The sequence below is a fragment of the Curtobacterium sp. MCJR17_020 genome, from assembly GCF_003234365.2.
GTDB lineage: Bacteria > Actinomycetota > Actinomycetes > Actinomycetales > Microbacteriaceae > Curtobacterium.
The window spans coordinates 1,445,485-1,470,261 of sequence record NZ_CP126260.1 but is presented as its reverse complement, the minus strand read 5'-3'; the positions used below and the strand labels follow the sequence as shown (position 1 = coordinate 1,470,261).

Genomic DNA, 24,777 nt, shown 5'->3' with positions numbered 1-24,777 from the left:
GACACAGCCACTGTGCTGCGTACGGGAGCAACCTACCGATATTTGATACCTCATGCAACGACATTCGAAAGCGTGCCGCCCAGCGACGGAAGGCACGGCACCAACCGGCACCGCGCCTCCCGTCCAAGACCACGTCAGCAACTCACCACGTCAACACGAACCGCCCCCGCGTCCCCCCAGCCTCCAACCGCTCGTGCGCCTCCGCAGCCCGAGCAGCCGGCAGCACCTCGGCCACCCGCGGCGTCAACGTGCCACTCTCCACCGCATGCCGCAGCTGCTCGAGCTTGTCGAACGACCGGTACTCCGAGAACACCATCACCTGCACGAATTCGATCCCCCGAGCCCCGTCGCCCTGCCACCCACGCACGTCGAAGAACACTCCGCCGTCGCGAACCGCATCCACCACCGAGGACCGTTGCACCGCAGCATCGGCGAGCGCATCGACACCCTCCGGCACGAGCTCGCGCACCGCGGCAGCGAACCCATCACCGCGCGGCACGATGTGGTCCGGTCCGAGCGACCGGACCAGCGCCTCGTCCTTCTCAGCTGCGTCCGCGATCACGGTCAGCCCGGCGGCCTTCGCCAGCTGCACCACGTAGTTCCCGAGCAGCCCCGCGGCCCCGGTCACGGCGAGCGTCTGTCCCGGCGCGAGCGAGGCGTGCGACAGGATCTGCAACGCCGTCAGCCCGTTCATCGGCACCGTCGACGCGAGCGGAAGCGACGTCCCACGAGGAATCCGCGTGAACGACCCCACCGGCGCGACGAGCTCCTGCACGTACGCACCACCGTGGGCGGTGAGCGGCAGCGCCATCGCCATGACCTCGTCGCCGACCTCCCATCCGGTCACGTCGGGCCCGACCTCGTCGATGACACCGGCGGCGTCCATCCCGGGCACGTACGGCGGTGAGGCCTGCGAGCTGTCCCGCTGCCCGGCACGCACACCCGTGTCGGTCGGGTTCACGGCGAACGCCTGCACCCGAATCCGCACGGACCCCGCACCGGCGTGCGGCTCGGGCACCTCGTGGACGGCGAGGGCCTCCGGCCCTCCGAACTGTTCGACTCCGACGACCTGCATCCTCCCGGTCTACGCGCGCGTTGCTTGACGCAACCCGACGCGACCCACGATCGGACGGGAGGCACGACGCCAGGCCGCCACGGGCCTCCAGTCCGTCACGGGGTGACGTCCACTGCACGTGGTGCGCCATGCTGGGACCGTGCGTTTCGACGAACTCCTCACCCGGTCCGACGGCCCCGCGATCGCCGAGGACCTCGCCGCCCTCCGCCGATCCGCCCGGTACGTCCTCGAGGGCATCCACCAGGAGTCCCGGCAGAAGTACTGGCAGTTCCGCGTCGACATCGACGAGGCCGCGGAGACCTGGACGCTCGTCCGTCAGCGCGCCAAGCCGGTCTCCTACCGCGAGGGCGTGCTGCACGAGCCGGACGACGGCCCGATCGAGGTGTCGTTCGCCCGGAGCATGGTCTCGTCTCCGGTGGTCCGGATGGCCGTGCCCGACCTGATGCTCCGATGGGGTCGCGGCCCCGAGAGCTTCCATCCGATCCTAATCCAGCACATCGGCGAGCACTCGATCCTGGTGACGTTCGAGCACGGCGAGGACCCGGCGTTCCGCACGTCGCTGGTGATCGACGAGCGCGCCGGCATCGCCCGCCGTTCGTACGAGCACGGCGAGGCCACGATCATCACGAGCGTGCGGACAGCCGCGCCGGACGAGGTCCTTCCCCGAGCACGGTTCGTGCAACCGACGGACTGGATCCGGCCGCAGTACTGAGACGGTGACGGTTCTGGTTCACGATCCCCGGCGATCGCGAACCAGAACCGTCATCGCCCCGGAACGAGAACACCACCGCTCACCGATCCGACCGTGCTTGACCTCCAACTCGTAGGGCCGTTGGTAGAGCGGGACGAGGTCCTCCGGGCGCGGTCGCCTGTCGACGATTCCTTCATTCGGACGGGAGGCCCGGTGCCAGCTCGCTACGCGCCTGGCGTCCGTCAGGCGGTCGCGTCGACTGCCAGCGCGAGTTCCGCGCCGGCCCACGCGATGAGCGCAGGGTCGTGGGTCGCCACGACGACGGCGCTGCCGGATGCACGCAGCGCGTCCAGACCGGCGCGGACACGGGTCGCGCTCTCGCTGTCGAGCGACGCGGTGGGCTCATCGGCCAGGACGAGCCGTGGTCGCTGCGCCAAGACCCGTGCGACAGCGACCCGCTGCTGTTCTCCGCCACTCATCGTCCCCGCACGAGCCGTACGGCGACCACCAAGCCCGACGATCTGCAGCGCCTCGTCGATCCGGTCGCCGAGCTCGGCACTGGCGACGCCGCTCGGACGCAACACCCGCAAGTTCTGCGTGACCGTCCACTCCGGCACGACGGCGTGGTCTTGCATGACCAGGCCGACGGTGTCCCGGCGCAGCGCCCGACGTTCTCCCTCTCCTGCCGTCTGCAGGACGTTGCCATCGACGGTGATCTGCCCCCGTGTCGGTTGTTCGAGTCCCCCGAAGCAGCGGAGCATCGTGCTCTTGCCCTGCCCGGAAGGCCCGCGGAGGGCGAGGGCTTCCCCGGCGCGGAGTTGGAACGAGACACCGTCCCAGAGGGTCCGACCGGCGATGTCGTACCCGATCGCCTCGGCGCGGAGTCGCAGTTGCTCGGTCATCGTCGGATCCCTTCTCGGTGGTGTGTGGCGGCGAGCAGGAGGGAGAGGGCCACAGCGGCGAGCACAGCGGTGGCGCCAGCCGTCCCGGCAACGTGGATCACATCGACGGTCCCACCACCGAGCAGCACGACGACGGTGGTTCCGGCGACGATCCCGCTCGCGGTGCACACGAACCGTCTGTGCTGCACGGCTGGATGGCGACCGACCAGGAAGCGCAGGCGTCCCGCGCGTCGACGTCGCATCCGGTGGTCGGCGACCAGGGCGGCGGCAGCGAACAGGCTTGCGAGTACGGCGCCGAGCGATGCCCCGATGACGACCACTCGCTCGGTGCGGACGGCAGCGAGCTCACGCTCGAGCACGGCACCGACCCGGTTGATCTGGGTGACGACGTCGAGCAGGTCAGCGGCGCGGAGTTCACGGACGAGCGTCGACCGGTCGGCGAACCGCACCTCGCCGTTGCGAGCCGCCGTCCCGAGCCGGTTGGGCGGGAGGTCTCGCAGATCTGCCACCACGATCACGGGGACGTCCAGCGAGTCGGTGGTTCGTGGCGTCACCCAGTCGACCCATCGATCGGCGGACTCGACGATCGGAACGGTCGTGCCCACCACCTCGGGGCGGATCGGAACCGTTCGGGGCGGACGATCACTGTCCACTTCCCAGCCGTCTTCGAAGGCCGCACGGACGTGATCGACGATGGCGTCAGCGTCGCCTGCCATGCTGCGCGGCACCAGCACGGTCACGCCGTCGCGGTTCGGAGCGGTCAGCTGCCCAGCGGAGTCGCCGGCGACCAGGAGGGCCTCCTGCATGAAGGTCGTCTGCGCCAACTCCGCGGTACCGACGTCGAGGGCTCGACGGGCGATCTGCCCGAACGTTCGCTCCTGTTCGATGGTGTCATTGCCGACACCCAGCACGACGTCATCGCCGTGCGGAGCCTCGCGGCTCAGCGACCGCTCGAGTGCAGTCGCCCGTCGTGCGTTCTCTGCGACAGCGCCGGCGTTCACGGTCAGGATGCCGACGAGTGCGACGCCACACAGCGAGACGACGATCGGGCGCCAGACCGGGGCCGCGAGGCTCCCGAACCTGCGACGGCCCGCGATCGAGCAGACCACGTGCACTCCGACGACGCTGACGAGGGTGATGGGGAACATCACCGCGGCGAGCCCGGAGCTGAACGACCAGATCGTCGGCGATGCCCCGCGGACGAGCAGGTACACGGCGAGTGTTCCGCACACCAGCACGGAACAGGCGACGAGCAGCCCCGCGATCTCGAGAGACTCACGAGCTGCGATCCGCTTCGGCGACCACCCGGCGAGTTCACGAAGGCGCTGTCGACTCGCGCGCCGGTCCGACTCAGCGACGAGCGCGATGACGATCCCGAGCACGACGCACGCCGCGATCGCCAGCACGCCGGGTTGCTGGATCACCGCGGGCACCAGAACACTGGCAGTCGGAGTCGCATCCACGAACCTGAACTCCGCGGTGTGCAACGCGTCGAGGAACGACCGCACTTGGTCAGGAGTCCCGTCGACGGCGTACGACCACACGATCACGGCATCACCGATGTCGCTCGCGGGGCGCTCGACGACCGTCCCCCAGAACACCGGCTCGGCGACCGAGCCGGTGAACGAGTACGCGTCGACCGAGTTCGGTGCACCGGAGCGGTCGGGCACCACGAGGGCCAGCGAGACGTCGTGTTCCTCGGCCAGTTCGGTGAGCTGCTCGACGTGCTGCTGCTTCGTCGGTCCGAACGGCAAGTCGACGACGTCGATCATCGTCCGTGCGGAGAGGTACCCGCTCGCCTCGCCACTCCCGACCACGAACACGATGAGGCCGGCTACCAGCACGGGTACGGCCGCCACCGCGAGGACGGTGGCGGCCGCGAAGCTCCGGATCAGTAGATGCCCCAGAACGCCTGGTTCCCGAACAGCGCCTTCGGGCGAACGGCGCTGGCGAGCCGCCCCTTCGCGACGAGCCCAGAAGACTTCGTCTTGCCCGATGACTTGACCGCCGTGCTGTGGATGAAGCGGTGGTTCTCGAACGCCGAGACGACGTTGTCGCGGGTCACGGTGTACGACCAGAGACCACCACCGACAGCCTGGGTCCCGTTCGTGCTGACGCCATCGACGGATGCGCTTCCGCTCGTCACGGAGGAGACCTCGGCCGGTGCTGCGTGCGCGACGCCGGTCGAGAGCGCCCCCACGAGCGACACCCCGGCGATGACAGCGGACAGCTTTCCGAATCGGTTCATGGTTCGGCCTTTCTGGTTGCGACAGCGAGCTCGGATCGGCTCGTCAAGAGCCAATCAGAAGACCGTCGAAATCTGAAGTTGCAGATATCCGGGATACAACATGCCCTTTCCCTGCGCGAGCGTCCGAAAGCGCGTCCACCGACGCGCCCGCGCCATCCCCCGATCGGAGGATGCAGCACCACCGCCCCCACCGATCCCCCGCGGCGCCCCACCGGCCAGGCTGGACCCATGCCCGAGTCCCCCGCCATCGAGGTCCAGCACCTCAGCAAGCAGTACGCCACCGGCAAGGTCGCCGTCGATGACGTCAGCTTCGTCATCCAGCCCGGCGAGACCTTCGCCCTCCTCGGCCCGAACGGCGCCGGCAAGTCCACGACGGTCGAGATCCTCGAGGGCTACCGCTCCCGCACCGCCGGCGAGGTCCGCGTCCTCGGCCACGACCCCGCCCGGACCAGCCGCAGCCACAACGCACGAATCGGCATCGTCCTGCAGACCAGCGCCGAGTCCCCGAACGTCACCGTCGCCGAGCAGCTGAACCACTTCGCGACGCTCTACCCCAAGCACCGCAGCACCGAGGAACTCCTCGGGGCCGTCGGGCTCACGGACCAGCGCAACACCCGCATCGCCCGACTCTCCGGTGGCCAGCGCCGTCGCGTGGACGTCGCCCTCGGCATCATCGGCCGCCCCGAAGTGCTGTTCCTCGACGAACCGACCACGGGCTTCGACCCCGAGGCACGCCGGCAGTTCTGGGAGCTCCTGCGCCAGGTGCAGTCCGAGGGCACGACGATCCTGCTCACCACGCACTACCTCGACGAAGCCGCGCAGCTCGCCGACCGGGCAGCGGTGATCGCCGACGGGAGACTGCTCGACATCGCCCCGATCGACGAGATCGGCGGCGCCGCAGCCCGCACACCACGGGTCCGCTGGCGCGACGACGCCGGCGACCTGCACGACGAGCGGACGACCGACCCGACCGCGCTCGTCCGCAGCAGCACCTCGGCCATGCACGACCTCGAAGTCATCCGCCCGTCCCTCGAGGACGTCTACCTCGGAATGGTGGGCCAGCAGTGAACACCGCGACCAGCCGCATCTCGTACGAGATCCGCTCCTACTTCCGTGCCCCCGATGCCGTCTTCTTCACGTTCCTCTTCCCGATCATCATGTTGGCGCTCTTCTCGGTGGCGTTCAGCAGCGCCCCTGACATCCAGGCAGGCCAGGGCGTCAGCGTCGACTACGCCACCTACTACCTGCCCGGCCTGGTCGCGACGGGCATCCTGCTCTCCGGCACGCAGTCCCTCGGCGTCGACATCGCGACCGAACGCAGCGACGGCACACTCAAGCGCCTCGGCGGCACACCCTTGCCGGTCCTGAGCTACTTCGTCGGCAAGATCGGCATGGTCCTCGTCACGACCATCGTGCAGACGGCGCTGCTGCTGGGCATCGCGAGCCTGGTGTTCGGCGTCGACCTGCCGACCGCCGCGAGCAACTGGGGCGTCTTCGCCGGCGTGATGGTCCTCGGCATCGCCACCAGCTGTGTCCTCGGCATCGCGATCTCGGCGCTCCCCCGCGAGGGCCGCCGCGCCACCGCCACGATCGTTCCTATCGTCCTGGTGCTGCAGTTCATCTCCGGCGTCTACCTGCCCTTCACGCAGTTGCCCGACTGGCTGCAGAACGTCGGGTCCGTCTTCCCCCTGCGCTGGATGGCGTCCGGCATGCGGTCCGTCTTCCTGCCCGACGCGTTCGCGGCTGCCGAGCCGGGAGGCGCGTGGCACCTCGCCGTCGGAACGCTCGTCCTGGTCGCGTGGCTGGTCGGGGGCACGGTGGCCTGCGCCCTCACCTTCCGCTGGAACCGCAAGGACTCCTGATGGGCCCTGTGGAGAACCGCTCCGCGGTGCTGCATCGATGGGATGCTGTCGTCATGAGCGGTGAGACGTGGGCGCGCAACCGGTGGTTGCACGTGTTCTTCGCGGGCACGATGCTCCTCACCGCCGTGATCACCGCGCTCGGCTGGTCCCCGTGGTCGACCCGCTGGCCCGCGTACCTCGCTGTGGTGGTCCTCGTCGTGGCGTACATCGCGTTCGGGCACCGCGGCTACGACAGCCCCCGAGCCGCCGTCGCGTTCCTGCCGGTCGTCATCGTCGCCGCTCTGGTGTTGCCGGCCGTCGTCCCGAGCACCGCGTTCGTGCAGTGCATCGTGTTCCCGCTCGTGTGGGTGCAGTCCGAGCGGGTCCGCACCGCGGTCCTGTTGTCCATCGCGGTCGGCGTCGCGAGCGGCATCGGCCTGCAGGTCTCCGAGGGACCGGACGCGCTGGTCAGCACCCTGCTCATCGAGGGCATCAGCGTCATCGGTGCCTGCGCGATGGGCGTGTGGATCTCGAGCGTCGCCGGTCTGTCCGAGGAGCGCCGCCAGCTCGTCGACGAACTCCGCGCCACCCAGCAGTCCCTCGCCGACGCGAACCGCACGGCGGGCATCGCGAGCGAACGGGAGCGCCTGGCCCGTGAGATCCACGACACCGTCGCGCAGAACCTGGCCGGCATCGTCATGCTCACCGAACGGGCCCGCGGGGACCTGGCGAACGACCGCTCCGATGCGCTGGAAGAACGACTCACCGTCCTCGAGGAGTCCGCCCGCGCCGCCCTCGAGGAATCCCGCACCCTCGTCGCAGCCGGTGCCGCCGGCATGACCCGCGACAGCCTCGCCGGCGCCCTCCACCGCCTCGCCGAACGGCACACCCGCGAGACCGGCGCAGCCGTGACTGTCGATGCGTCCGAGTGCGCACTGGATCGCGACGCGCAGGTGGTCCTGCTCCGCGTCGCGCAGGAGGCCCTGTCCAACGTCCGCGCGCACGCCGGCTCCGCCTCCGTGCAGGTCCGTCTGTTCCGCGAAGAAGAGCAGACCGTGCTGCGGGTCACCGACGACGGCGCCGGGTTCGACCCCGAGCAGCCCACCGCCGGGCACGGCCTGCGCGGACTCCGCGAGCGCCTCGCCCTCGCCGGCGGTACCTGCACGATCACGAGCGCCCTGGGCCGGGGCACCGTCGTCGAGGCGACCCTGCCCACCGGAGCCGAACCGGGCCTCCCGTCCGCCGTTCGTCACCCCGTGGCGGAGGTGACCCGGTGATCCGCGTCGTGGTCGCCGACGATCACCCGATCGTCCGCTCGGGCATCGTCGCGCTGCTGCAGGACGCCGACGACATCGACGTGGTGGGCCAGGCCAGCGACGGCCGAGCCGCGGTGTCCGTCGTGCTGGCGGAGCGCCCCGACGTCGTGCTGATGGACCTCCGGATGCCGGAGCTCGACGGTGATGCGGCGACGGCGGAGATCCTCGCGGCGGAACCGGACGTCCGCGTCCTGATCCTGACGACGTACGAGTCCGACGACCAGATCCTCGCCGCCATCGAGGCCGGTGCCACCGGGTACCTGCTCAAGGCGGCCCCGGAGTCCGAGATCCTCGCCGGGGTGCGGGCGACGGCGCGGGGCGAGACCGCCCTTGCCCCCTCTGCCGCGGCTGCGCTCGTCAGGCGGGCCACCGGTGGGATCCCGACGGGCCCGTCCCTGACCCCGCGCGAACTCGAGGTGCTGCAGCTCGTCGCCCAGGGCAACTCGAACCCGGCGATCGGCCGCGCCCTGTTCCTCAGCGAGACGACGGTGAAGACGCACCTCGGGCACGTGTTCGAGAAGCTCGGCGTCAACGACCGCACCCGTGCCGTGACCCGCGCGATGGAGCTCCGCCTGTTCCCCTGAACCCTCGGTGCGCTTCGTGAGCAGAAATGGTCGGGTGCACCAGAGCCACCCGACCATTTCTGCTCACCATGCGACGCGCGCCCTGCCATCGACGCGCGCCCCGCTCAGTGCTCCGCGTCCGCCCCCTCCGGTCGGACGCGGAGCACCCGCGCTGTGGGGGTCGCCCCGCCGTTGGCGACCTCGAGCGAGCCCGAGGCGGCATCCCACGCCACGGACCACGACCCGAGCGCCGTGGGGAACAGCGGCTCGACGACGACCACCCGCCCGGCGAAGCCCGGCAGCGGCAACGACACCGTTCCCGACGCACCGGGCAGCGACCACACCGACAAATACAGATCGCCCGACACAGCGCGCAAGCCGAGCGCGAGCCACGGGTCCTCCCACGCCGGCAACCCGAGCGGCCACACCGGCACCGACGACTCGATGACCTCGAGCACTGTCCGGTGTGCCTCGATCGCAGAACGCACGACCGCCCGCTGCGATGCGCTCATCGAGTTGAGGTAGCCCGACAGGTACATCCGCCCGAGCACCCCGTTCACGAGCGACAGGTCGAACAGGTCGGGCGACATCGACGGCGCCGGGTACGCCCAGTTCCCCGCCTGCTCGGGCAGCATCGCGGCGGGGGCAGCGGCGGCGATCGACGCCGACAGCACCGGGTCCTGCTGGTCCGAGGTCGACTGCATGTGCAACCGGGACAGCATCGCGGAGTCGGCGCGCATCGCTCCCGAGGCGCAGTTCTCGATGAGCAGCGACGGGTACCGGGCCTGCACGGTGTCGAGCCAGTCGAGCAGCGCCCGCTGGTGGTCGAGCATCCCGGCGAACGCCCCCGTCATCGTGTTGTTGTCCATCTTGAAGAACGTCACCCCGAGCTCCCCGACCAGCCGGTCGACGACCGCGTCCAGGTGCGCCCGAGCCTCCGGCGTACGGAGGTCGAGCAGGTGCCGTCCGTGCTCCGCGACCCGCACACCGTGGTGGTGCACGAAGGCCGACGACGGCAGCGAGATCGCCAGCGGCGAGTGGATGCCGATGACCTCGGGCTCGAGCCACAGCCCGGCCTGCATACCCTGCGACCGGATGTGGTCGATGACGGACCCGAGCCCCGTCGGGAACCGCGACGCAGCCTCCTCCCACGCTCCGACGGTGTCCCACCAGTGCCCCTCGGCGTACCAGCCGGCGTCGATGCAGAACAGGTCCGCTCCGGCGTCGGCAGCGGCGTCGATCAGCGGGAGCAGCTTCTCGGTGGTCGGGTCGCCCATGAGCGTGTTCATGTAGTCGTTGAACACGAGCGGCAGGGCTCGATCGGCCTCGCGCTCGTGCCGGAACGCCCGACGCTGCGCCGTGAGCACCTCGAACGCGCCACCGACCGAGCCGGCGATCCCCACCGACACCGGGACGGACACGAACGGCTGCCACGGAGCGACGACGGCCGTCCACTGGTGTTCCTGGTCGGTCGGTCCGCTCAGCAGCACGTACGCGTGCCGCCGGGTCTCGCCGAGTTCGTACAGCCACGGCCCGTTGTGCTCGATCTGCCACACGAGCGCGTACGGAGCCGGCACAGCGCCGTCCGCCTGCAGCACCCCGATCGGCAGGGCCTCTCCCGTCGACCACGACCCCCGGTTCTGCACGACCGCGCGGCTGCGGGGCGGGTGGTGCTGCGCCTCGCGGTCGATCGCCGCGAGTCCGATCGACCGCAGCGGATCGGTCCGCCACCGGCTCTCGGCCGCCCAGTCGTTGTCCGAGTGCACGAGGGCCAGGTCGTCGACGCCGACCCCGGAGTCCGTCAGGAACGCCCCGGTCGCGAACGACGACACGAAGTCCACGACGTGCTCGCCGTCGTCGGCGGACACCTCGGTCCAGGTCTGGAACCCCGGGACGTCGGCGCGCGCCCAGAACACCGACTCGACCTGGAGGCCCGTGGCCGCGTCCGCCTGCACGATCCGGAACCACGGATCGGTCACGTCGTCGGACACACGCCACGACACGGGTCGCAGTCGCGCCCCGATCGTGGAGTCCACGTGCCGGTACCCGCCCGGGAACCGCCCGTGCCCGACGGTGGTCAGCTCGACCAGCGGCTGCGGATCGTCGGGTCCGTCGGCGAGCGCTCCGCCGGCAGCCACGAACGACACGAGCGCGGCGGGCTGGTCGTCGCCGATCCGGAACCGTGCCGAGAACCCGGGGGTGACCCACTCGGCGAAGGCTCCGCTCACCGTGCGCCGACCGGTGCCGGCTCGCTCGACACCCACGCGCCGACACCGTGGTCGTAGCAGGTGGTGTTGTCGATCTTCGAGCGGTCGAGGGCGCTGCCCGAGGTCACCTTGCGGTCGATGCGCTCCGGGTCGGGGGCGGCCTCGGCGAGCAGTCGGGTGTAGTCGTGCTGCGGGTCGAGGATCACGGCGTCGGAGGGCCCGCGTTCGACGACCCGGCCGCGGTAGAGCACCAGGATCTCGTCGGAGAAGTGGCGTGCGGTCGCCAGGTCGTGCGTGATGTACAGCACGGCGAGGTGGTCCTCGCGCTGCAGGCGTCCCATCAGGTTGAGCACGCTGAGCCGGATCGACACGTCGAGCATCGACACCGGTTCGTCGGCGATGAGCACCTGGGCACCCGGGGCGAGTGCGCGGGCGATGGCGACGCGCTGCCGCTGCCCGCCGGAGAGCTCGTGCGGTCGGCGGCTCGCGAAGTCCTCGTCGAGGTTGACGCGGCCGAGCAGTTCCCGCACCTTCGCGGCGGTCTCGTCGGCGCCCCGAGCGCGGTGGTGCAGCTGGAGCGGCCGGGCGATGTGGTGCTCGATCGAGTGGAACGGGTTGAGCGACGCGAAGGGGTCCTGGAACACCATCTGCACGTGCCGGCGGTACATGCTGCCGACGACGGGGGTGCCGTCCTCGAGCCGCACGTCGATCGAGCCGCGGGTGGTGCTCTCGAGCTTGGCGAGCATCCGGGCGATGGTGGACTTGCCCGAGCCGGACTCCCCCACCAACGCCACGGTCTTCCCGGGCAGCAGCTCGAACGACACGTCGTCGACGGCGTGCAGGGTGGTGCGCTTCAGACCCTTGCGGGTGTGGAAGTCCTTGCCGAGGTGGCTGACGGTCACACTGGTCATCGGATCTCCTCGTGGACGGCGGCCGCGTGGTCGTCGACGCCGGAGCGGATGAATGCGCCGCGCTCCCCGGACAGGCTCGGGAACGACTGCAGCAGCTTCTGCGTGTACGGGTGCTTCGGGTCGTGCTGGATGACCGAGGCCCGGTCGCACTCGACGACCTCGCCGCGCAGCATGATCGCGATGCGGTCGCTGATCTCGAGCAGCAGCGGCAGGTCGTGCGTGATGAACACGACGGCGAACCCGAGCTCGTCGCGCAGGCGGACGATCTCGCGCAGGATCTCGCGCTGCACCACGACGTCGAGCGCGGTGGTGGGCTCGTCCATGATCATGATCTGCGGTTCGAGCAGCATGGCCATCGCGATCATCACGCGCTGCCGCATGCCGCCGGACAGCTCGTGCGGGTACGCGGTGATGCGGGACGGGTCGACGCCGACACGGCTCAGGGCGTCCTCGGCGATCGCGCGCCGCTCCTTGCGGCCCAGGTCGCGCCGGTGTTCCTTCAGGGCGTCGTCGAGCTGCGCCCGGATGGTGGTGACCGGGTTGAGGGCGTTCATCGCGCCCTGGAACACCATCGACAGCTTCGACCAGCGCACGGCCCGTAGCTGCTCGTGCGGCAGCCCGAGCAGGTCGATGTCGGTGCCGTCGCGGTCGTGGAACGTGATGCTGCCCGAGGCGACCTTCGCCGGCGGCCGGTGCAGCCGGGTGATCGCGTAGGCCAGGGTCGTCTTGCCGCAGCCGGACTCCCCCGCGAGCCCGAGGATCTCGCCGGGCGCCAGGGTGAGCGACACGTCCTTGACGGCGTGCACGGGGTGTTCGGTCTCGTAGACGACGTCGAGGTGGTCGATCGTCAGCACGGCTTCGGCACTCATCGGACGAACTCCTTCGTGGTGCGTGCGGAACGCGAGGCGCGGGCGGCCCGCTTGGCGCGACGTTCGCGTCGCCGCTGGGCACGTACGTTCGCCAGTCGCGGGTTGATGACCTCGTCGATCGAGAAGTTCACCAGGGACAGCCCCATGCCGAGCAGGGCGATGAGCAGGCCGGGCGGCACGAACCACCACCAGGCCCCGTTCGCCAGCGCGAAGCCGTTCTGGGCGTAGAAGAGCATGGTGCCGAGCGTCGACGAGTTCGACGCCCCGAGGCCGAGGAACGACAATCCCGCTTCCCCGAGGATCGCGGCGATCACCGCGAACACGAACTGCGACGCCAGGACGGGCAGCAGGTTCGGCAGGATCTCGACGGCGATGACCCGCCAGGGTCGTTCGCCGGCGACACGGGCGGCGGAGACGTAGTCGCGGTTGCGGATCGACATCGTCTGCGCGCGCAGGACCCGGGCGGACCCGGCCCACGAGGTGATCGCGAGGACGACGGCGATGGTCCAGAGCCCGCGGGCCTCGCGCGGGACCAGGCCCGAGATGACGATGACGAGCGGCAGGCCGGGGATGACGAGGAACACGTTCGAGAACAGCGAGAACGCTTCGTCCATGATCCCGCCCAGGTAGGCGCCCAGGATCCCGAAGAACGCGGACAGCACCGTGGCGAGGACGCCGACGATCAGGCCGATCTGCAGGCTGCCGCGGGTGGCGTAGGCGAGCTGGGCGAGGACGTCCTGCCCGGTCTGGGTCGTCCCGAGCAGGTTCTCGCCGCTCGGTCCCTGCAGCCCGGAGCCGCGGATGGTGGTCGGGTCGCCGACGAGCAGCGGCCCGAGGACGCCGAACAGCGTGACGCCGGCGACGAGGGCGATGCCCGTGATCAGCCACGGGGTCAGGGTCGGCAGGAAACGGCGGATGCCGCCCTTCGGTCGTGTCGCGCGGGCCGTGGCGATGCTCCGCGTCGACCCGGCGTCGGCTTCCTCGGCGAGTGCGCCGATGGTGGGTTCGGTGTCCTGCTGGATGTTGGTCATGGCGTGTCCTCCCTAGCTCCGCGCCCGCGTCCGCGGGTCGATGAGCCCGTACAGCAGGTCGACGACGAGGTTCGCGCCGAGGACCGCCAGGGTGATGAACAGGAAGATCCCCTGCATGAGCGCGTAGTCGTTGTTGGTCACCGCGGACAGCAGCTTCGACCCGATGCCCGGGTACGAGAACACCTGCTCGGTGACGACGGAGCCGGACACGATGAACCCGAGGGAGATCGCGAAGCCGGCGACCGAGGGCAGCACGGCGTTCCGGGCGGCGTAGTTCCGCAGGATCTTGCCGTCGGACAGCCCCTTGGCCTGGGCGGTGGTGATGTAGTCCTCGGACAGCGTCGACACCATCATGTTGCGCATGCCGAGCAGCCAGCCGCCCAGCGATGCGAGCACGATCGTCACGGCCGGCAGCACCCCGTACTGGATCGCCGAGGCGATGAAGTCCCAGTTGAACCCGGGGGTCAGGATGACGTCGTAGCCGCCCTGGGCCGGGAACAGGTGGATGCCGGTGGCGAAGAAGTACACCAGGATCAGCGCGAGCCAGAAGTACGGCACCGCGGCGAGCAGGGTGGTGGCCGGCACGAACGAGTCGAGCCAGGTGCCCGGACGCCAGCCGACGAAGGCGCCGAGACCGACGCCGATGATGGCGGCCAGGATGGTGGCGATGCCGACCAGGGCGATGGTCCACGGCAGCGAGCTCGCGATGACCTCGGTGACGGGGGCCGGGAAGTAGCTGACGGACACCCCGAGGTCACCGCGGAACACGTTGACCAGGTAGTGGCCGTACTGGGAGATCAGCGGCTCCGAGGAATCGCCACCGAGGAGCAGCTCGTACGCCTGCCGTGTCGCCGGGGTCACCTGCCCGCCGCGCTGCTGGAGCTTGGCGAGCAGGATGTCCACCGGGTTCCCGGGCAGCAGCCGCGGGATGATGAAGTTCAGCGTCAGCGCTGCCCACAGGGCGACGATGTAGAAGCCGATCTTGCGCAGGAAGTAGGTCATCGTCGAGTGCTCCTCGGTCGCGATCCCATCGTGGTCAGCCCTTCGCCGGCTTCAGCGCCTTGAAGATCTCGGCGTTGTCCGGGCTCGCCCAGACCGCCGGGAAGGCGTAGAGGTCGTCCGTCGTGGGCCAGCCGGTGAACTTCGCCGCGTGGAACTCACTCGTCGTGCCGCCGGTCATCACCGGGATGTACGGCAGGTCCTCGACGATGTGCTGCTGGATCGTGTCGATCTCCGGCTGCGTCGCAGCGGCGTCGGACGGGTCGATCGTCGCGAGCTTCGCGATGGCCTTGTCCACGTCGGGGTTGCTGTACCGCGAGATGTTCATCGGGGCTGCTGCGCCGACCTTCGCGGTGTTCGCCGTCGTGAAGTAGTTGTTGTACAGGTAGTACGGGTTCGCCGTCGGGCCCTGGCCGAGCGAGTCGATCGCGAGCTCGAAGTTGCCCTTGGTCTTCTTGTCGGTCCACTCGTTCCACGACGACTGCTGCGCCTTGAGCTCGATGCCCGCGGCCTTGAGCTGCTGCGTCATCGTGTCGATCGCGGTGATGTAGTCGGTCCAGCCGGTGACGACCTCGACGGTCAGGGAAAGCTTCTTGCCGTCCTTGGCGTAGATGCCGTCCGAGCCCTTCTTCCACCCGGCGTCCTCGAGTGTCGACGCGGCGGCGGCCTTGTCGGCCGTCTCCGGCATCACGGCCGGCTCGATGTCCTTCGAGATGGTGTCCTTCTGCGTCGTGGTGAGCGCGAAGGTCGGCGAGATCTCGCTCGCGGTGTTCTCGAACGCCAGCGAGTTGAGCTGCTTGCGGTTGATCGCGTCGGCGATGGCGTGACGCACGGCCGGGTCGGTCTGCGGGCCGGTGCAGCCGAGGTCGGTGTTCGCGCAGGTGAGCAGCGCCATCTGGTTCTGGCCGACGGTGATGCCGTCGTAGCCGTTGTAGTTGCCGGCGATGTCGTCCATGTTCGGCACCGGGCCGGTCTGCCAGTCGATCGAGCCCTGCTTGAGCGCGTCGGCGCCAGCGGTGTTGCCGGAGAGCGACAGGTAGCGGATGGTCTTCACGGCCGGGGCACCGTCCCAGTACTTCTTGTTCGCCTCGAGGGTGAATGCCTGCGCCTTGAAGGTGCCGAGCGTGTACGGACCGGTACCGACGGGCTCGCGCACGACGTCGGTGGTCGGGTCGATGTCCTTCCACAGGTGCTCGGGCACGATCCAGGTCTTGCCGAGCAGGTTCGGGCCGAGCACGAACGACGGCTTGTCGAACGTCACGACGACCGTGGAGTCGCCGTCGGCCTTCGCAGTGCCGTCGTAGCCGATCGAGTTCAGGGCCTTCTGCTTCTTGAGCATGTCGAGCGTGAACACGACGTCCTTCGAGGTGAAGGGCTCGCCGTCGCTCCAGGTCGCCCCGTCGCGCAGCGTGATGGTGAGCTGCGTACCGTCGGTGTTCCACTCGTACGACTTGCCGAGCAGCGGCTTCGGGTCGTTCGTGTTGACGTTGGTGATGAAGAACAGCGACTCGTAGATCGTGCCGACGCCGCCGATGTTCGACGGTGACCACGGGTTGAAGTTGATCTGGTAGTCGCCGGACTGTCCGGTGTAGGCGACCAGGGTCGAGGCGGCGTCGTCCTTCGTGCTGGCGTTGCCGCTCGCGCTGCAGCCGCTCAGCGCGAGGCCGGCGGCGAGGAGGACGGCGGCGCCGATGGCGAGCCGTGAACGGGTTGGGTTGAACATCGTTGTCCTCTCGGTCTGCGTCGTCGCAGGATCCACGTTGTGAGCGTGATTGTTACACGCGTAAACTAAGGCGGTCAAGGGGTCGGGTCACGGCCCCGTCACGATTGAGGAGACGCAATGGAGCGGACCACCCTGGACGGCACGTGGACGGTCGAGGCGGTGCACGGACCGGCGCAGGCCGATGCACACCGGGAACCGATCGCCGCGATCGTGCCCGGCTGCGTGCACACCGACCTGCTGCGGGCGGGCCGGATCCCCGACCCGTTCGACGGCGACAACGAGGCCGCGACCCAGTGGATCAGCGACACGGTGTGGCGGTACCGCCGCACCTTCGCGTGGTCGGGCGAGACCGGCACGGGCCCGACCACGCACGCCCGCCACGACCTGGTCGCCGAGGGTCTCGACACCCTCGCGACGATCGAGCTGAACGGCATCGTCGTCGCCACCACCGCGAACCAGCACCGCGCGTACCGGTTCCCCGTCGGGCACCTGCTGCGCCGCGGCACGAACGAGCTCGTGATCACCTTCGACGCCCCGGTCCCCGCGGCCGAACGGCTGTCCGCCCTGCACGGCGGCGAACTCCCCCACGTCAACCACCACCCGTACAACGCGCTCCGCAAGAACGCGTCGAACTTCGGCTGGGACTGGGGCATCGACGTCGCCACGAGCGGCATCTGGAAGTCGATCGGCATCGAGTCGTGGAGCGGCGCCCGCATCGCGGCCGTCCGCCCCCTCGTCGACGTCGACGGCACCACCGGCGTGCTCACCGCGCACGTCGACGTCGAGTTCGCGGGCTCCTCGGGCGCCTTCTCGCAGGCCATCGGCAGCGCGCCCGTCGCGTCCGCAGGCGGTGACGCGGGTGCCGGACTGGAGGCCCGGATCACCCTGGCCCCGCACCACGCGTCCGCAGCGCGCCCCGGTTCCGACACCGAGCCTCCCGTCCGCCCCGCCGACACCGCGGACACCGCCGGCCGGGTCGTCGGCGCGCGCCCCGTCGTGACCGGCCCGGCCCGCACGACCGGCTCCGCCGTCGTGCGGCTCGAGGTCCCCGACGTCGGCGTCTGGTGGCCGCGCGGCGAGGGCGACCAGCCGTTGTACGACGTCCGGGTCGAGGTCGGCGACGACGTCTGGACCGGCCGCGTCGGGTTCCGCACCGTGACGCTCGACACGGCCGCCGACGCCGGCGGAGCCCCGTTCCTGCTCCGGGTGAACGACCGGCCGGTGATCGTGCGGGGCGCGAACTGGATCCCCGACCACGCGTACCTGACCGAGATGACGCCCGAGCGCTACGCCGACCGGATCGACGACGCGATCGACGCGAACGTCAACCTGCTCCGCGTCTGGGGCGGCGGGATCTACGAGTCCGACGACCTGTACGACCGCTGCGACGAGCTCGGCGTGCTCGTCTGGCAGGACTTCCTGTTCGCCTGCGCCGCCTACGCCGAGGAGTCCTGGCTCGCCGACGAGGTCGAGCCCGAGGTCCGCGAAGCCGTCACCCGGCTCAGCCCGCACCCGTCGCTCGTGGTGTGGAACGGCAACAACGAGAACCTCGTCGCGTACGCCGAGTGGGGCTGGCGGCCGTCGCTCGTCGGCCGGACCTGGGGCAACGGCTACTACCGCTCGCTCCTGCCCTCGATCGTCGCCGAGCTCGACCCGACCCGTCCGTACACGCCGGGCAGCCCGTTCTCGTTCGACGAGTACCTGACGCCGAACGACGAGCGCAACGGCAGCGTGCACATCTGGGACGTCTGGAACCGGCTCGGCTACCGGGCCTACGCCGACTGGAACCCGCGGTTCGTGGCGGAGTTCGGGTTCCAGGGCCCGCCCGCCTGGTCGACCCTCACCGCGGTGGTGCACGACGACCCGCTCGACCCCGACGGCCACGAGATGCTCGTGCACCAGAAGGCCGACCAGGGCAACCGGAAGCTCGCCGACGGCATGCGCGGGCACCTGCCCGCACCGACGAGCATCGAGGACTGGCACTTCGCCGCGCAGCTCAACCAGGCGCACGCGATCCGCTTCGGCATGGAGTGGTTCCGGTCCCGCACGCCCGACAACACCGGGATGATCGTCTGGCAGCTCAACGACGACTGGCCCGTGGTGTCCTGGGCGCTCGTCGACCACGCGGGCATCCGGAAGCCGGTCTGGTACGCGGTGCGGCAGGCGTACCAGCCGGTGTTGCTCACGGTGCAGCCGTCTGCGGTCGGGGCTGCGGGCGCCGCCGGCGCTGCTGGTGGGCTCGACGTCGTGCTCGTGAACGCGTCCGGGGCGCCGGTCGCCGACGAGGTCACGGTCTCCCGCGTCGCGTTCGACGGCACGGTGCTCGACTCGTCGTCGTTCTCGCTCGCCGCTGCGCCCGCCGAAGCCGACCGGGTCACGCTGCCGGCCTCGCTCGCCGTGCCCGGGGACGCCGGATCCGAGGTGCTCGTCGTCACCGGAGCAGGAACCCGCACGGTGTTCGACTTCGCCGAGGTCGTCGACCAGGTGCTCGCCCGCTCGCCGCTGTCCACGTCGGTCACGGGGACGGATGACGGGGCGGTCGTGACGGTGACGGCGACGTCCTACGCGCGGGACGTCTCGCTGTTCCCGGACCGTGTGGACCCGGCCGCTCGGGTCGACGACGGACTGGTGTCCCTGCTGGCCGGCGAGTCGGTGACCTTCACGGTGACGGGTGCGCCGAGCATCGACGCCGAGGCGCTCGTCGGCCCGTTCGTCCTCCGCCACGCGGGCTCGCTCCTCCCCTGACGCGGGCCGCCCGCCGCGCTCGGCGCGGGCCATCCGCGAGCGGGCGAAAGGCCCGGGTTCCCACGCCGAGCACCCGGATGTATCGCCCGCGCGGCATGCACGGACCGCGAGCGGGCGAAATGCCCGGGTTCCCACGTCAGGCACCCGGGCATTTCGCCCGCTCGGCTGGGCCGCGCCTGCACCACCGCGGCGGCCGGCAGGGCGGGTCAGTCGAGCGCGGCCAACTCGAACACGATCGCGGTCGCGGGGGCCAGCAGCGGCAGCCGCGCCCCGACGTCCTCGAGCACCGCGCCCGACAGCTCCAGGTGCCCGCGCACGAGCCACGCCGGCGGCACCATGTCGAGCCCGTGCGGCACCCGCAGCCCGGTGACGGGGGCGAGCCGGTAGCGCCGAGCCCGGTCGAGCCCCCGCATCCGCAACGGCACCGGCAGCGACCGCGGCCCGGTCTCGGTCCGTGCGACCCGCACCAGTGCCCGCGACCGGTCGACGGCCACGACCGAGGTCGCCACGAGCCCGGGGTCGCCGAGCTCCAGGTGCCGCAGGCGCCCGGTGTGCAGCAGCCCGCGCTCCCGCTTGTACAACGCCGTCCACGCCCGCAGCCGGTCGAGCTCCGGCGGGGACAGCCGGGTGACGTCGGTCTCGATGCCGGCGGACCCGAACAGCGACACCGCCATCCGGAAGTCCAGGTCGAGGTGCCGCCCGGTGGTGTGCGAGACCTCGGGGCCGACGTGCGAGCCGATCAGCTCGAGCGGCAGCAGTGCCTCGGTCCACCGCTGGATCGGCAGGCGTTCGAACGCGTCGTTCGAGTCCGACGGCCACACCCGGTCGGTGCGCTCCAGCACGCCGAGGTCCACCCGGGCACCGCCGCTCGCGCACGCCTCGATCTCGAGCCACGGGTGCCGGGCGCGCAGGGCGTCCATCAGCGTCCAGACCCCGCGGGTGTGCGCGTCGATGCCGGCACGTCCGGCGTGGACCGCGTGCACGATGTCGCGGTTCTGGTCCCACTTCACGAAGTCGACGTGGTGCGCCCCGATCACGGCGGACATCGCCTCGAGCACGTACGCCCGCGCGAGCGGGTTCGCCATGTCGAGCACGTACTGGTTCCGCCAGGTGCGGACGTCGTCCTCGGGGCGCTGCAGCAGCCACTCGGGGTGCGCCCCCGCGAGCTCGGACACCGGGCTCACCATCTCGGGTTCGAACCACAGCCCGAACTCCATGCCGAGTCCGCGGACCCGGTCGACGAGCGGCCCGAGGCCGTCCGGCCACACCGTCGGGTCGACGCGCCAGTCCCCCAGCGACGTCGAGTCCGAGCGCCGTCCGAGGAACCAGCCGTCGTCGAGCACGAACCGCTCGACGCCGATGTCCGCGGCGGTCTCCGCCAGGGCGACCAGGGGCGCGAGGCCCTGCCGGTAGTAGACGGCCTCCCACGTGTTGAGCACCACCGGCCGGGAGCGCTTCGGGTGACCGGGGCGGCTGCGGAGCGAGTCGTGCAGCCGGTCGGACAGCCCGTCGAGCCCGGCGTCGCTCCAGACGAAGACGGCGTCGGGCGCGGCGAAGGACTCCCCCTGCCCGAGGACGACCTCGCCGGCGCGCAGGAGTTCCCCGGCACCGAGCAGCGGTCGCGCTTCGGCGAGCACGTCGTACCGGTGCACCGAGTCGGCGCTCCAGGCCAGGTGCACGCCCCAGACCGCACCGGAAGCATCCGAGAACCCGGGCGTCCCGAGCACGAGCAGCGTCGGGGCGTCGTGGCCGGTGCGACCGCGGCGGCTCTCCCGCGCGTGGCTGCCGGCGGTCAGGGTCCGACGCTGCGGGGTGCGCTCCCGGGTCCAGCGTCCGGCCAGGTCGAGCACCTCACCGACCCGTTCGTCCACGGGCAGCGTCGCCTCGAGCGCCTGCAGGTGCACGGGCACGGCGGCCCCGTTCGTCACGGTGTGCCCGACGCGCAGCACCCCCGCGGCGTCGAGCCGGAAGGCACTCCGCAGCAGCAGTTCGTCGGACACCGCGGTCACGACCAGTGCGCCCGGCTCCGCGGTCACCTCGACGTCGCGCCACCGCGGCACGAGCGGCAGCCCGTCGACGTGCCCGGCGATCGCTGGTCGCCCCTCCCACCCGTCGCGTTCGGTCGGCAGCACGGTCAGCGGCCAGGCCGCGTCGAGGGCGCTCGGTCCGAGCGGCCGTCCGACCGCGAGCCGGAGGTCGTCGCCGTCGCCGTCCGCGACGGGTCCGACGTCGCGGCCCCAGTGCAGCACCTCCGGCAGCCCGTCGTCGGCGGTCGCCAGCACGAGTGACACTCCGCCGCCGCGCAGGGCGTGCACCTGCCGTCCGTCGCGTGCGCGCGACGGCGCCGGGTCGCGGTCGACGACGGTCACGACGCACGCTCCTCACGCAGGACGCGGACGCGACCGGCGGGCACGACGGTCTCCGGCCCGTGGCCGGAACCGTCGAGCAGGTCCGTACCGGACGCGACGACCGTCACGTCGTCCGCGTGGTGGTTGACGAGGAACAGGAACACGGATCCGTCGTCGTGGACGCGGCGCACCGCCTCCAGGCCGGGAGGCGCGGTGACCGTCCGCGGGAGCGCGCGCTCCTCGATGACCCGGTCCACGAGCCGCTGGGTGCTCTGGGCAGGCAGCATCGCGGACACGTACCAGGCGCCGCCGCCGACGGCGCGGCGGGTGACCGCTGCGCGGTCGGCGAGCGGCCCGTCCGTGTACCGGAGCACGACGTCGGCGTCGTCGACCACGACGGCCTCGGCCCAGTCGGTGACGGTCCCGCCGTCGTCGAGCGTGCGGGTCTCGTCGCGCTGCAGTGGGGTGAACTCCTCGCTCCAGGCGCCGAGCACCTGCCGGAACGCGCCCGGGTAACCGCCGGCGCGGATGCGGGCGGTCTCGTCGGCGACGCCGGACAGGTAGGTGACGATGAGCGTCGCGCCGCGGTCGACCACCGCGGCGATCCGTGCGGCGGTGGCGTCGTCGGCGATGAGCATCGTGGGGACGACGACCACGTCGTAGCCGTCGAGGTCCGCGTCCGAGGCCACGACGTCGGTGAGCACCTGCCGGTCGTGGAACGCGGCGTACCAGGCACGGAGCTCTCGCGAGTACCGCAGTGCTCGGTGCGGCTTCAGCCCGGACTGCAGCGCCCAGCCGGACGGCTCGTCGACGACGATCGCGACCCGGGCCGGTTCGACGCGGCTGCCCTGCACGGGGGCGAGGTCGCGGAGTGCCCGGCCGAGCGCGACGACCTCGCGCCAGATCCGGGTGCGGGTGCCGGCGTGCGGGACCATCGCGGAGTGGAACTGCTCGGCCCCCGCGGTGGAGGCCCGCCACTGGAAGAACAGTGCGCCGTCAGACCCGCGGGCGACGTGCACGAGCGAGTTGCGCAGGATCTCGCCCGGTTCCTTCGCCCGGTTGCGCTGCTGCCAGCTCGGGCCGCCCGTCGAGTGCTCCATGAGCAACCACGGGGTGCGGTCGACGGTGACGCCGCGCATCCGGTCGGCGGCGAGGGCGAGGTCCTGCTCACGGTGCGGGTCGTCGACGAGCGTGTAGTGGTCGTTCGCCGGGATCGCGACGTGCTTCGCCCACTCGGCGTAGTCGACGACCTGCGATCCCGCACCGACCATGAAGTTCGTCGTGACGGGGACGTCCGAGTGCTGCTCGATGACGGCCTTCTCGGCGTCGAAGTGCCGGAGGAGGGCGTCGGACGAGTACCGCTCGAAGTCCAGGAAGAGGCCGGGGTTCGGCGCACCGCCGACACCACGCGGGGGTGAGACCTCGTCGAAGGACGTGTAGGTGTGTCCCCAGAAGGCCGTCCCCCACGCGGCGTTCGCGGTGTCGACGTCCCCGTACCGGTCGGCGAGCCAGCGCCGGAAATCCGCTGCCGACTCCTCGCAGTAGCAGCGGCCGTTCCCGCCACCGAGCTCGTTGCTCACGTGCCAGAGCCGCACCGCGGGGTGGTGCCCGTACCGTTCGGCCAGGGCACCGACGATCCGCAGGGCGTGCTCGCGGAAGACCGTCGACGCCGCACACCACCCGAGGCGTCCGCCCGGACGCTCACGACGTTCCGTGGCGTCCACCGGCAGTACCTCGGGGTGGGCGGTCAGCAGCCAGTTCGGCGGGGCAGCGGTCGGCGTCGCGAGGTCCACGGCGATGCCGTTGTCGTGGAGCAGGGCGATGACGTCGTCGAGCCAGTCGAAGGTGTACTCCCCCGGCGACCGCTCGAGCAGCGCCCACGAGAAGACCCCGATCGTGACCAGGTTCACCCCGGCCTCGCGCATCAGGCGGACGTCCTCGAGCCAGACCTCGCGCGGCCACTGTTCAGGGCTGTAGTCGCCGCCGAACGACAGGCCGTCGGTCGGCCACGGGACGGTGGGGGCAGCGGTCACGGCATCTCCTTCGATGGGTGGACCGCACCAGCCTCCCGTCTCCGGCAGTGTTTGTCAACGTGTGTAACTAACGCGCTGTCAGTGGTGCCGCATCAGGTCTCGAGCAGCTGCCGGATCGCGAGGACCGCCCCCGCTCGCGCCCACTCCGAGAACTCGAACGGCTGCACCTCGACGGTCACCGGCTGCCGGTACGGAGCCAGGGCCGCACGGAGCGACTCGTCCACCGTCGTCCGCGCCAGGTCGTACACCGGCAGCCCGTCGCCGGTCAGGACGATCGCGGCAGGGTCGGCGATGTGCACCGCGGTGGCCAGGATGACCCCGAGTGCTCGCCCGGCGTCCTCGAAGGCGGCCACGGCCTGCTCGTCACCGTTCCGCGCGAGCTCGACGACCTGCTCGTACGACGATCCGTCGCGCCCGGCGTTCCGCACGATCACCGGACTCGGCAGGTAGCTCGAGGCACACCCCGCGTGCCCGATGCCGCAGTCGGGCCCACCACCGAGGACCGGAAGGTGCCCGATCCGACCGAGTCGCCCGTGCTCGCCGGTGGAGACCTGCCCGTTCACGATGAGCCCGAGGCCGAGTCCCTCACCCACGGTGACCAGGGCCATGGACCCGCGGCCGGCGCCGGCACCGAACCAGTGCTCCTTGACGGTCAGGGCGTGGACGTCGTTCGCCGTGAAGGCTGCGAGCCCGGTTCGCTCCCGGACCATCCGTGCGAACGGGACGTCGGTCCACCCGAGGAACGGCGACGCGGCCACGACGGCCTCTCCGCCCCGGGTGAGGACGTCACCGGGCAGGGACACCCCGACGGCACAGATCGCGGGGTGTGCGGCACGGAGGCGCTCGTGCACGGTGCTGATCTGGTCGGCCAGGACTTCTGGAACGGTCGACGGGACGGTCTCCTCGTGCAGGGCGAGGACGCGCCCGCCCAGGTCGGTCACCGCGGCGTACAGGCGCTCCCGGGTCAGCTTGACGCCGAGGAACTCCCACTGCCCCGTACTCGACTGCAGCAGCTCCGACGGCCGACCGGTGGCGCCACGAACGTCGGTGCCCACCTCGACCACGAGCCGGTGTGCCACGAGTATCCGCATCGCCCGGGTCAAACTCGCGCGCGACAGCCCGAGCGACCGGGCGATCTCGGCCCGCGAGAGCGTCCCGTGGATGAGGATCTCCCGCAGTGCCAAGCGGGAACCCTCGGGCAGTGCCGGCCAGGCTTCGGTCATCGTTCCTCCGTCGTCGGCTGATCCTACGGCTCAGCCCGGAAACGCAGAAAAC

19 protein-coding genes are annotated in these 24,777 nt (G+C 70.9%); 6 read left to right on the top strand and 13 right to left on the bottom strand.

Annotated elements, in window-relative coordinates; translation table 11 throughout:
- Positions 1 to 142 precede the first annotated feature (142 nt).
- Positions 143 to 1,075: an NADP-dependent oxidoreductase gene (locus DEJ14_RS07015; RefSeq protein WP_111086745.1), complete on the bottom strand. Its 933-nt coding sequence runs from the start codon at positions 1,073 to 1,075 to the stop codon at positions 143 to 145.
- Between the two features lie 139 nt (positions 1,076 to 1,214).
- Between DEJ14_RS07015 and DEJ14_RS07010 the strand changes: the two genes are divergently transcribed.
- Entirely contained in the window at positions 1,215 to 1,787 is a 573-nt protein-coding gene (locus DEJ14_RS07010) for a hypothetical protein (protein WP_111086744.1), read from the top strand.
- A gap of 221 nt (positions 1,788 to 2,008) precedes the next feature.
- Here DEJ14_RS07010 and DEJ14_RS07005 read toward each other — a convergent pair whose 3' ends face one another.
- From DEJ14_RS07005 to DEJ14_RS06995, 3 genes are read right to left on the bottom strand one after another with little or no spacing between them, the layout of a single operon-like run.
- Positions 2,009 to 2,668 carry an ABC transporter ATP-binding protein gene (locus tag DEJ14_RS07005; RefSeq protein ID WP_111086743.1) on the bottom strand — a complete coding sequence of 220 codons (660 nt, stop codon included), beginning with the start codon at positions 2,666 to 2,668 and terminating at the stop codon, positions 2,009 to 2,011.
- Entirely contained in the window at positions 2,665 to 4,527 is a 1,863-nt protein-coding gene (locus DEJ14_RS07000) for a hypothetical protein (protein ID WP_111086742.1), read from the bottom strand. The genes DEJ14_RS07005 and DEJ14_RS07000 overlap by 4 nt, the downstream gene beginning before the upstream one ends.
- Positions 4,528 to 4,559: 32 nt before the next feature.
- Entirely contained in the window at positions 4,560 to 4,916 is a 357-nt protein-coding gene (locus DEJ14_RS06995; protein ID WP_111086741.1) for a lactococcin 972 family bacteriocin, read from the bottom strand.
- Positions 4,917 to 5,144: 228 nt separating this feature from the next.
- On the opposite strand from DEJ14_RS06995, the gene DEJ14_RS06990 reads away from it, so the two are divergent.
- Genes DEJ14_RS06990 through DEJ14_RS06975 form a run of 4 tightly spaced genes read left to right on the top strand, consistent with a single transcriptional unit; the run spans position 5,145 to position 8,657 of the window.
- Positions 5,145 to 5,984, top strand: a complete 840-nt coding sequence (locus DEJ14_RS06990; protein ID WP_111086978.1) for an ABC transporter ATP-binding protein — start codon at positions 5,145 to 5,147, stop codon at positions 5,982 to 5,984.
- Positions 5,981 to 6,778 carry an ABC transporter permease gene (locus DEJ14_RS06985; RefSeq protein WP_111086979.1) on the top strand — a complete coding sequence of 266 codons (798 nt, stop codon included), beginning with the start codon at positions 5,981 to 5,983 and terminating at the stop codon, positions 6,776 to 6,778. The genes DEJ14_RS06990 and DEJ14_RS06985 overlap by 4 nt, the downstream gene beginning before the upstream one ends.
- Positions 6,779 to 6,831: 53 nt before the next feature.
- The gene (locus tag DEJ14_RS06980) at positions 6,832 to 8,034 is read left to right on the top strand and encodes a sensor histidine kinase (RefSeq protein WP_181437677.1); all 1,203 of its coding nucleotides are present in this window, start codon (positions 6,832 to 6,834) and stop codon (positions 8,032 to 8,034) included.
- The gene (locus DEJ14_RS06975) at positions 8,031 to 8,657 is read left to right on the top strand and encodes a response regulator transcription factor (RefSeq protein WP_111086981.1); all 627 of its coding nucleotides are present in this window, start codon (positions 8,031 to 8,033) and stop codon (positions 8,655 to 8,657) included. Before DEJ14_RS06980 ends, DEJ14_RS06975 begins: the two co-directional genes overlap by 4 nt.
- 104 nt (positions 8,658 to 8,761) lie before the next feature.
- Here the strand turns inward: DEJ14_RS06975 and DEJ14_RS06970 are convergent, their stop codons facing one another.
- Genes DEJ14_RS06970 through DEJ14_RS06945 form a run of 6 tightly spaced genes read right to left on the bottom strand, consistent with a single transcriptional unit; the run spans position 8,762 to position 16,376 of the window.
- Complete coding sequence (locus DEJ14_RS06970; RefSeq protein WP_111086982.1) at positions 8,762 to 10,900, bottom strand: glycoside hydrolase family 36 protein; 2,139 nt, start codon at positions 10,898 to 10,900, stop codon at positions 8,762 to 8,764.
- Positions 10,861 to 11,754: an ABC transporter ATP-binding protein gene (locus DEJ14_RS06965; RefSeq protein WP_111086983.1), complete on the bottom strand. Its 894-nt coding sequence runs from the start codon at positions 11,752 to 11,754 to the stop codon at positions 10,861 to 10,863. The genes DEJ14_RS06970 and DEJ14_RS06965 overlap by 40 nt, the downstream gene beginning before the upstream one ends.
- On the bottom strand, positions 11,751 to 12,623 hold the full coding sequence (locus DEJ14_RS06960) for an ABC transporter ATP-binding protein (RefSeq protein ID WP_181437678.1): 873 nt from the start codon (positions 12,621 to 12,623) through the stop codon (positions 11,751 to 11,753). The genes DEJ14_RS06965 and DEJ14_RS06960 overlap by 4 nt, the downstream gene beginning before the upstream one ends.
- Positions 12,620 to 13,654 carry an ABC transporter permease gene (locus DEJ14_RS06955; RefSeq protein WP_181437679.1) on the bottom strand — a complete coding sequence of 345 codons (1,035 nt, stop codon included), beginning with the start codon at positions 13,652 to 13,654 and terminating at the stop codon, positions 12,620 to 12,622. The genes DEJ14_RS06960 and DEJ14_RS06955 overlap by 4 nt, the downstream gene beginning before the upstream one ends.
- A 12-nt stretch (positions 13,655 to 13,666) precedes the next feature.
- A complete protein-coding gene (locus DEJ14_RS06950; protein ID WP_111086984.1) occupies positions 13,667 to 14,656 on the bottom strand; it encodes an ABC transporter permease in 990 nt (329 codons plus the stop codon).
- Positions 14,657 to 14,690: 34 nt separating this feature from the next.
- The gene (locus DEJ14_RS06945) at positions 14,691 to 16,376 is read right to left on the bottom strand and encodes an ABC transporter substrate-binding protein (protein WP_111086985.1); all 1,686 of its coding nucleotides are present in this window, start codon (positions 16,374 to 16,376) and stop codon (positions 14,691 to 14,693) included.
- Positions 16,377 to 16,493: 117 nt separating this feature from the next.
- Between DEJ14_RS06945 and DEJ14_RS06940 the strand changes: the two genes are divergently transcribed.
- Positions 16,494 to 19,121, top strand: coding sequence for a glycoside hydrolase family 2 protein (locus DEJ14_RS06940; RefSeq protein WP_111086986.1), 2,628 nt, complete (start codon positions 16,494 to 16,496; stop codon positions 19,119 to 19,121).
- 206 nt (positions 19,122 to 19,327) lie between these two features.
- Here the strand turns inward: DEJ14_RS06940 and DEJ14_RS06935 are convergent, their stop codons facing one another.
- The 3 genes from DEJ14_RS06935 to DEJ14_RS06925 all read right to left on the bottom strand — a co-directional run bounded on the left by DEJ14_RS06935 (position 19,328) and on the right by DEJ14_RS06925 (position 24,725).
- Complete coding sequence (locus tag DEJ14_RS06935) at positions 19,328 to 21,490, bottom strand: alpha-galactosidase (RefSeq protein ID WP_258373408.1); 2,163 nt, start codon at positions 21,488 to 21,490, stop codon at positions 19,328 to 19,330.
- Complete coding sequence (locus DEJ14_RS06930; protein ID WP_111086987.1) at positions 21,487 to 23,502, bottom strand: beta-galactosidase; 2,016 nt, start codon at positions 23,500 to 23,502, stop codon at positions 21,487 to 21,489. Before DEJ14_RS06930 ends, DEJ14_RS06935 begins: the two co-directional genes overlap by 4 nt.
- A 92-nt stretch (positions 23,503 to 23,594) precedes the next feature.
- The gene (locus DEJ14_RS06925; RefSeq protein ID WP_111086988.1) at positions 23,595 to 24,725 is read right to left on the bottom strand and encodes an ROK family transcriptional regulator; all 1,131 of its coding nucleotides are present in this window, start codon (positions 24,723 to 24,725) and stop codon (positions 23,595 to 23,597) included.
- Between the last annotated feature and the right edge of the window lie 52 nt (positions 24,726 to 24,777).